Here is a 9,285-nt window from a genome sequence, read left to right as displayed (position 1 = left end):
AGACCATATCCATATATTATTCAAAGCACATCCTAATACAGAGTTGTCTAAGTTTATAAATGCATATAAAAGTGCTTCATCAAGATTGATAAAGAAAGAATATCCTAAAATAAAAGAGCAATTATGGAAAGAATACTTTTGGTCAAGAAGTTACTGTTTACTTACAATAGGTGGGGTGTCAATGGAAGTAATTAAAAAATATATAGAAAAGCAAGGGAAGGATGTGTAACTTTGCTAAAAGCTTATAAATATAGGATATATCCGACAAAAGAACAAGAAGAGTATTTTGCTAAAGTATTTGGTTGTGTAAGATTTATATACAACAAAATGCTACATGACAAAATAGAACATTATAAGCAAACAGGAGAAATGCTAAACAATACACCTGCAAAATATAAAAAAGAATATTCTTTTCTGAAAGAAGTAGATAGTCTTGCACTTTCCAACGCACAACTTAATTTAGAAAAAGCATATAAAAATTTCTTTAGAGATAAAAAAATAGGATTTCCAAAGTTCAAGAAAAAGAAAGGTTACCAGTCTTATACTACAAATAATCAATATGGAACAGTAACACTTGAAGGTGGTTATCTAAAAATTCCAAAGTTAAAGACAAAAATAAAAATAAAACAACACAGATAATTTGAAGGAAAAATCAAATCTGTAACTATATCAAAAACACCAACAGGCAAATATTATGCTTCTATACTTGTAGAAGAAGAAATTAAAGAATTACCTAAAATAGATAAAAAAGTAGGTATAGATTTAGGCATTAAAGAATTTGTTATTTTATCTGATGGAACAAAGGTAGAAAATCCAAAATGGTTAAGAAAAACAGAAAAAAGAATTAAAATTATACAAAAATCATTATCAAGAAAGCAGAAGCAAAGTAAAAACTATGAAAGAACAAGACAAAAGCTTGCTAAACTCCACGAAAAAATATCAAATCAAAGGAAAGATTTTCTGCACAAATTATCTTCTAAAATTATAAACGAAAACCAAGTTATAGTTTTAGAAGATTTACAGGTAAAAAATATGCAACAAAATCATAAATTAGCAAAAGCAATAACAGAAGTATCATGGGCAGAATTTAGAAGGATGTTAGAATATAAAGCAAGATGGTATGGCAGAGAAATAATAATAGCACCACAAAATTATGCATCAAGTCAAATATGTAGCGAATGTGGGTATAAAAATCCTGATGTAAAGAATTTAGCATTGAGAGAATGGGTATGCCCCAAATGTGGTGTTGTCCATGATAGGGATATAAATGCGGCTAGAAACTTACTAAAATTAGCCATGTAAATGGTATTTTGGGGAAGGAACAGCCCTTTGAGCGTGGGTAATCTGGTAACAGAAGTTACCTTGACCACGAAGCCGACACTTCTATAAGTGGCGGTAGTTCACTGCACTTGTGGAGAAAAGGATTACTTTATGGAGAAGTGGAAGGAAGATTGTTGTAACTTTTTAGATGGAACTGAGGTTGAATTTGAAATTGAATTGAAATATTGATAGCCAGTTGAGATGATGTTGTGTCATTTTGACTAGATTTTTATATTAAAAGGAAATCTGAAGAATTTTCACAGTAGGTTAAAACGTTATTAGATTTCTTCTTTTATTGATGAAATTATTTTATGATGATTAATCATTGACAGTTTAAAAATTGTGTGTTAATATCATTATAGAACGAACGTCCGATTTAAGATTTAAAACATATAAAGAACTTGTATAAAATACCTTAGCGGTTATATTTTGATGTCGTTATAATAATTGAAATAATAGGAGGAGACTAAATGTTAAAATTGATAAATTCAAAGTTAAAAATAAAAATAGATCCCAAGAGTGATGATGAATATAAAAAAATTGTTAGTGATTTGATTAATAATCCTGTTGTAAAATCCATGGAACAATATATGCAACATGGTAATGTATCGTGTTTAGAACATAGTATTTATGTATCTTATAATAGCTATTTAATATGTAAACGACTTGGCTTGAATTATCGAGCGGCCGCTAGAGGAGGTTTGCTTCATGATTTTTTCTTATATGACTGGCATACTTCAAAGCCACAAAATGGATTGCGTGGATTTATTCATCCTTTTATAGCATTAGAAAATGCAAATAAGTATTTTGAATTAAGTGATATGGAAAAGGATATAATAGAAAAGCATATGTGGCCTTTGACTTTAAAATTGCCAAAATACAAAGAATCTTTTATAGTATCTTTTGTAGACAAATATTATGCCTTTATGGAATCCATTAAAGTAAATAATAGAGAATTTATTAAAAGTATATTAAGTCAGTTGGAATCCATTTAGGATTAAAAACGTGTTAAATATGATATTAAGAAAGGAAGAAAAATAATGTTAGATTTTATTGCGGTTCCAATAGGTTATCTTTTAAAATTTATATATGAAGTTTTAGCATTTAAAAATTATGGATTGGCTATCATTTTATTAACAATTATTATAAAGACATTATTATTACCTTTATATATTAAGCAGTATAAAGCTATATCCAAAATAAATGAAATTCAACCACAAATGCAGGAAATACAGAAAAAATATAAAAATGATAATGAGAAACTAAATCAGGAAATAATGAAGTTATATTCTGAAAATAAAATTAATCCTGCAAGCGGATTTCTACCATTATTAATACAAATGCCCATTTTATTTTCGTTATATTATGTAATATCCCAGCCTTTAAAATATATGTTTAGAAAATCACCTGATGTTATTCAAAAGTTGTTTGAAAGTATTCCGTTGGGCCCAGATAAGATAGCGAATATGCCTGATTTAAGTATAATAAACTACTATAGCAAACATCTTGATAAGTTATCAGATGTGAGCCAGATGTTGAAGAGAGATGAAATAGTGAATATGAATTTTTTCGGAATAAATTTAGGCTTAGTGCCAAGTTCAAATCTCCATCAAATGAGTGAAAATATGGCTTTATTATTAGTACCAATATTGTCTGCAATTACAACTTATATATCCATAAAATACTCAGCACAGAAATCTCAAGAGAAAAATGAAAATCAAATTCAAAATTCTATGCAAAGGAGTATGAATTTATTTGCTCCAATTATGACGGGAATTATTTCTTTCACTGTACCTGCTGGTTTAGGACTGTATTGGATAGTAGGCAATATATATCAAATATTTCAACAATTATTCATGGATAAATTTATTATTAAAAATAATTCTAATGTGGAAAAAAGAAAAGATTACAATAAAAATAACGGGTTGAGTATGAGAAAAGTGCAAGATTCTGAAAATGTATGATAAAGTAATATCTTAATTAAATGAAGGGTGGTGTATTATGAATATAGATAAAGATAAACAAAACCAATCTGAGAAGATATTATTAGCAGCATATAATTGTATATCATCTAGGGGTTACGCAAATGTATCTTTAAGAGATATAGCAGATGAAGCTGGAGTTGCCTTAAGTCAGTTAAGTTACTACTATAAAAATAAAGAAGGATTATTTAAAGAAGTTATAAAGATGATGACGCAGAAATATTTATTAGAGATTGATAAATGTTTAAAAAAGGAAAGCACACCCCAAGCGAGACTAAATTCACTAATAATTTATTTTCGTGATATGCTAAAGTATAATTCAGAACTTTTTAAATTACTATGTGATTTTATTAGTATGGCAATTTGGTCAGTTTCCTTTAGAGGTCTTATTATAAATCTTTTTAGAGAATTAGCAGCTATGATAGAAAAATATATATTAAATAATATTAGCATGAAAGGCCTAGAAGAATATTCTTCTAAATCTTTATCAAGAATGATTTTAGGAGCTATGTTAGGTACTGCCATACAGGTATTATTAGATAGTGAAGAAGATGCGTTACCTGAAGCATTAAATTCAATGCATATTTTATTTGAATAATGTTTAAAAAGGATGATAAAGGACAGCTTATTAAAGTTTTAAATAAAAGAAAAATTCCACAGTAAAAAAGATACTAATACACTTAAGAAGATTTTGAATTACAGATAAAATTTATTGCTATACAAAAACTGATGATTTATGTCGGTGTATTTAATACGAACGTCCGATATAATTATTATTTCTGAAAACCTGTGATTCATGGTTTTGACCTCATCCACCTGTTTATATGCCAGAAACCTGTAATCTTGAGGATTGTAAGTGTATTAAATAATTTGCTGATTTCCCTGTTATTTGTGCAGGAAGAATGGAGGATCCAAAGTTTGGAGAATTTACTATTGGGAAAGGAGAAAATAGATGCAATTGGACTAGCAAGAACATTACTTGCTGATCCTCAAATGGGTAAAGAAGGTTCAAGCTTTATCTAGTTGAAGGTGCCGAAGTGGCGTGGTTTATTTAATCGAAATAAAAATTGGTTAGGTTTTAATGAAATTTTTGGTCTCTCTTTTTTATATAAAATAGTAATTTTAAGTGAATTTATAATGATTGCAAAAGCATCTTTAGACTCAGCAGTAGAGGAATCACCGTTAGGATAAGAATTTTGTAAATCATAAAAATCAATACGACGAAAGACGCCAAGCCATTATAAACGAATGCAGTTACTTACGAGGACACCCAGTAGATTTATAGTAGTAGCTATAGAAGGATTGAGGGATTATTTTAGATAAATCAGTGTTAAGCTTCAAAGAGTTTAAGAAGCTTAGGTTTTTCAGTAATTATTAGATCTACTAAATCAGAGTATATATTGAAAAGAGACAATTGATTAGTATGTAAGGATATGCCTTCTCTAATATGGTTTGTGTATTATAATTCTACAAAGGCTAGGGACATCCTTTAAACGAAAGACTGCAAACCCTTAATTTTTCTTAACTTAAGGGTTTTGCAATAGATTAAAAAAAGTAAGGGTAAAGGGGGGTTTTAAATGAATTTAGCAAGGACAAGGTTAGGTGAAGCGGCAATAAAAGAAGCAATGAAGTATGTTTTAAAGGATCCTGAGAAGAACATCCCTAAACTGATAAATTGGGCTGAAAAAATAGTTATCAGAGAACAAGATAGAAAATATATAGCTTCAATAAAGAGATATTTAGAGGATAAAGAAAGCAATTGGTATAAGTATACCTATAAACTTTTAACTGAGACCCATCCAAATGTTAGAGAAAAGATAGGTATAAATTATTTTTTAAATGCAACATTTTTTGGAATTCCTATGCAGCTTGAAAATGAAAAGAAATATGATTGCAACATTCCTTGGGCTATTTTAATAGATCCAACTTCTGCATGTAACTTAAATTGTATTGGTTGCTGGGCAGGTATGTATAAACCTTGGAATTTAAGTTTTGAAGTTTTAGACAGAATCGTGACTGAAGGGAAACAACTTGGAATTTATATGTACATTTTCTCAGGTGGGGAACCTCTAATCAGAAAGGACGATATAATTAGATTGTGTGAAAAACATGACGATTGTGCATTCCTTTCATTTACCAATGGAACATTAATAGATGAAGAATTGGCAAAGGAAATACAGAGAGTGGGGAATTTTGCTTTAGCTATTAGCATAGAGGGATTTGAAAAGGAAACAGATATGAGAAGAGGAAAAGGAACCTTTGAAGCAGTAATGAAGGCGATGGATATTTTAAAAGAAGCAGGATGTGTATTTGGATTTTCAACTACTTATCATAGATACAATACAGAAGTTGTGGCTTCCCAAGAGTATATCGACCTTATGATTGAAAAGGGATGTAGATTTGGCTGGTATTTTACCTATGTTCCTGTTGGCAAAGATAGCAACTTAGATTTTATGGCAACACCGGAGCAAAGGAAATTTATGATGAAGAGGATCAATGAAATAAGAGCAAAGGATCCTATCTTTGTATTAGATTTTTGGAATGATGGTGAATTTTCTCATGGCTGTATAGCAGGAGGTAGAAGATATTTCCATATTAATGCAAATGGAGATTGCGAACCGTGTGCTTTTGTTCATTACTCAAATATGAATATTAAAGATCATTCGCTTTTAGAGGTTCTTCAATCTCCGTTGTTTAAGGCTTATAGAAAGAGACAACCGTTCAATGAAAACCAATTAAGACCTTGTCCATTAATCGATAATCCTGAAGCTTTAAGAGAAATGGTTCATGAATCCAATGCATATTCAACTCAATTAAACGATGATGAAACAATAGATGAATTTGCTGAAAAATTATCTTACTATGCTAATGAGTGGGGCAAAGTTGCAGATGAGATTTGGAAAGAAAAGCATAAAAATACTGTCAATATAGGTAGAACATGCATTTTATGATTTGTATTTTGTGATAATAAATAATTCTATAAAGGCTGTAGGATATCCTGCAAATAAAAGATTGCAAATCCTTAATATTTCTTAATTGAGGGTTTTGTAATAGACTATACGATAAATAAAATAAGGAGAAAATAGTGAGTATGATTGAATATTTGATTGATGTAATAATATATTTTACTTTTTATTCTTTTATTGGATGGTGTCTTGAAACTGTATTTGCAAGTGTCAATAAACGTAAATTCATTAATAGAGGATTTTTATATGGTCCTTTTTGTCCAATTTACGGGTTTGGAGCTTTGTTAATTATTTTTTCTGAAGAACTTTTGCGTAATGTTGTTAAACCGGAATCGCTATCTGTAACATTAAAAATTTTAGTTGCTATTTTATTAACTACAACACTAGAATATATAACTGGATTTATATTAGAAAAAATATTTAATCGTAAATGGTGGGACTATAGTAACAATTTTTTAAATTTACATGGGAGGATATGTTTAACATATTCTATACTATGGGGGATATTAGCTTATATTTTAATTAATGTAATTCACCCATTCAGCGAAAAATATATTGGATCAGCGTCAATTACATTAAAGCTTTCTTTTGCTGTAATAATTATTATTTATTTTATAATTGATACGATAAAATCAGTAACTGAAATTTTGGATTTAAAAGAGATTTTGAAGATTTATTATAAAAATCCGTTGGAAAGTTTTTGGGATAAAAATATAAAAAACAGAAGAATTATTAAGGCTTTTCCAGGATTAGATCAGTTAAATATTAGTAAAATTAATAAAAAAGAAGTAATGAATTTTACACATGGTAAGTTTAAAAAAAGACAAAAATAGTTAATATATTATGAAGAAATTTAGAATTTAATAGCTTTATCAGATTAAGGTACAATAACAGCAGTACAAAACGTAAATTTATTAAATATAGAGGTGTCGATTTGGTTAACAAATTTAACTGGTGTTAGTATAGTTTTGCAGACTCATTAACTCGAATATAATAAAAAACATATAAAAGAAATTAAGCATTGATAATAAAATAGGAGTGTACTAATATTCAAAACACTTATTTCTGCGTAAAATTATCATCTTTTTATCAAAACCCATTTGGAGTATATTTACCACCATCATGTGAATTAAATCAAAAATTGAAAGATATGTTTGTATCTAATGGGTATCCAGAACATTTTTATATCAATGAAACTTGGTATGGTATTGATCTGTTTGAATAGAATTAAAGAAAGAATTAAAGTTGCTTTACAAGAATATAATCACCTTGATGAAAAAAGTTTAAAAGAAAATCTGATTTTTGCTACATTAATAATACATGAGCATACTTATGCTGCTATTTTTGAAGGTATAAATACTAATAGCAGTAACATGGCATTTATAGCAAAATGGAGAAATGGCAAGAGGTTTAAGGCTGTATCAGAAGGATTAGCTGAATGGGCTAATGATTATAAAGTAAAGATTTAAATAGCTTTTGTAAAATTAGCCTTGTAGAATAAATATGGAACACCTAAATTTTAAAAATTCTTATGGAAATATTGAAGATGTATGATCAAAAATTTTAGGTTAAACTATCTTTATATGATATACAATGAAAGAAAAATTTGCGGATGCAAAGAAAAAATATTGAACATATAAATCAGCAATTTTAGGTTTAGTAAGTAGAAAGAAAAATACTTATCCAGGCAATTTAAACTTTAAGAAAAAGCTTTATATAAAAAGAGAATAGATGATTTTAAAGTTAACAAAATTTTTATTGTTCAAAATTGATTCCTGAAGTATTAGAAAAGAAAAAGGAGTTAGTTGAACTTTTAATTAGAGGTGTTTATTAAGAAGTAAATTAAAAATCATACATTTCTTTTCCAACCTAATACACCACTTAAAGCACATCGAGTGCGTAGTTAAGCTAGAAAGGAAAGACAGATAGAGTCCTGATATTTCAAAGGCTCTTGGTTTGTAAGGGGAGATTATAATGTTGCCATAGACAAGGTGTGGAAACAGTGATAAGATAAAATAATAATGATTTTTTGTTAATATAAATTTAGTTTTAACGATAGGATTTTTATAGGTTTTTAAGTTTTTAACCTAACTAACGATAGAAGTCTCCCACTTCTATAAGTGGGGGATGAATGTTGTTTGAGAATTCCTTCCTTTATGATAGAGCAAATACAGTGCGATTAGATACCAACAACCATTCTTTATTCTTGTTATATTATCATCTTGTTTTGGTAACTAAATATAGAATTTACTGTTTGCTTACAACTGGTGGAGCCCCTATTGAAATAATAAAGAAAATATATAGAAAGCTAAGAAAAGAAGGTGTAATTTTGCTTAAAGCATATAAATACAGAATATATCCAACAAAAGAACAGGAAGAATATTTTGCTAAAGTGTTTGGGGGTGTAAGGTTTATTTATAATAAAATGCTTTGACAGTTTTCAGGAATTATAAAATCTGTAACTATATCTAAAAACGCCAACAGGTAAATACTATGCTTCAATACTTGTAGAAGAAGAAATTCAACCTTTAAGGTAGACAAGAAAATAGGTATAGACTTAGGATTAAAAGAGTTTGCAGTATTTTCAGATGGGACAAAAATTCAAAAATCTAAAAACTATGAAAAAACACGATTAAAACTTGCAAAGTTATATGAGAAAATAACAAATCAAAGGGAAGATTTCTTGCACAAATTGTCCTACAGAATTATTCGCGAAAACCAAGTGATAATTTGGGAGGATTTGAAAGTAAAAAATATGCAACAAAACAAATATTTAGCCAAAGGGATATCGGAGGTATCATGGGCAGAATTTAAAAGTATGTTAGAATATAAGGCAAAATGGTATGGCAGAGAAATAATAATAGAACCACAAAATTATGCATCAAGTCAAACATGTAGTGAATGTGGATATAAAAATCCTGATGTAAAGAATTTAGCATTGAGAGAATGGAAATGTCCAAAGTGTGGTGCAGTTCATGATAGAGATATAAATGCAAGCAAGAATTTGCTAAAATTAG

The 9,285-nt window shown here is 28.7% G+C and carries 7 protein-coding genes and 3 pseudogenes; all 10 read left to right on the top strand.

What is annotated here, in order from left to right; genetic code table 11:
* The coding region (gene tnpA / locus JG776_RS11705) for an IS200/IS605 family transposase (RefSeq protein ID WP_291967718.1) at window positions 1-229 on the top strand (229 nt) is incomplete at its 5' end.
* 2 nt (window positions 230-231) lie between these two features.
* Window positions 232-1,302: pseudogene (gene tnpB / locus JG776_RS11700) on the top strand (IS200/IS605 family element RNA-guided endonuclease TnpB).
* A 488-nt stretch (window positions 1,303-1,790) separates the two neighbouring features.
* The gene (locus JG776_RS11695) at window positions 1,791-2,315 is read left to right on the top strand and encodes an HD domain-containing protein (protein WP_291967716.1); all 525 of its coding nucleotides are present in this window, start codon (window positions 1,791-1,793) and stop codon (window positions 2,313-2,315) included.
* Between the two features lie 45 nt (window positions 2,316-2,360).
* Window positions 2,361-3,284 (top strand): YidC/Oxa1 family membrane protein insertase, encoded by a 924-nt coding sequence (locus JG776_RS11690; RefSeq protein ID WP_291967714.1) that lies wholly within the window; start codon window positions 2,361-2,363, stop codon window positions 3,282-3,284.
* 37 nt (window positions 3,285-3,321) lie between these two features.
* Window positions 3,322-3,900, top strand: a complete 579-nt coding sequence (locus tag JG776_RS11685) for a TetR/AcrR family transcriptional regulator (protein ID WP_291967712.1) — start codon at window positions 3,322-3,324, stop codon at window positions 3,898-3,900.
* A gap of 979 nt (window positions 3,901-4,879) precedes the next feature.
* Window positions 4,880-6,253, top strand: coding sequence for a radical SAM protein (locus JG776_RS11680; RefSeq protein WP_291967710.1), 1,374 nt, complete (start codon window positions 4,880-4,882; stop codon window positions 6,251-6,253).
* 140 nt (window positions 6,254-6,393) lie between these two features.
* Complete coding sequence (locus JG776_RS11675; protein ID WP_291967709.1) at window positions 6,394-7,101, top strand: putative ABC transporter permease; 708 nt, start codon at window positions 6,394-6,396, stop codon at window positions 7,099-7,101.
* 321 nt (window positions 7,102-7,422) lie between these two features.
* Window positions 7,423-7,737 carry a hypothetical protein gene (locus JG776_RS11670; protein ID WP_291967707.1) on the top strand — a complete coding sequence of 105 codons (315 nt, stop codon included), beginning with the start codon at window positions 7,423-7,425 and terminating at the stop codon, window positions 7,735-7,737.
* A 704-nt stretch (window positions 7,738-8,441) separates the two neighbouring features.
* Window positions 8,442-8,513, top strand: a pseudogene (locus JG776_RS11665) (IS200/IS605 family transposase); the annotation flags it as partial.
* 84 nt (window positions 8,514-8,597) lie between these two features.
* Window positions 8,598-9,285: pseudogene (locus tag JG776_RS11660) on the top strand (RNA-guided endonuclease TnpB family protein); the annotation flags it as partial.

Origin of the sequence: Caloramator sp. (assembly GCF_020054765.1) — a bacterium.
Classification (GTDB): Bacteria; Bacillota; Clostridia; order Clostridiales; family Caloramatoraceae; genus Thermobrachium; species Thermobrachium proteoclasticum.
Note: the sequence above shows the minus strand (reverse complement) of the source record. Positions and strands in the feature narration are given on the sequence as shown.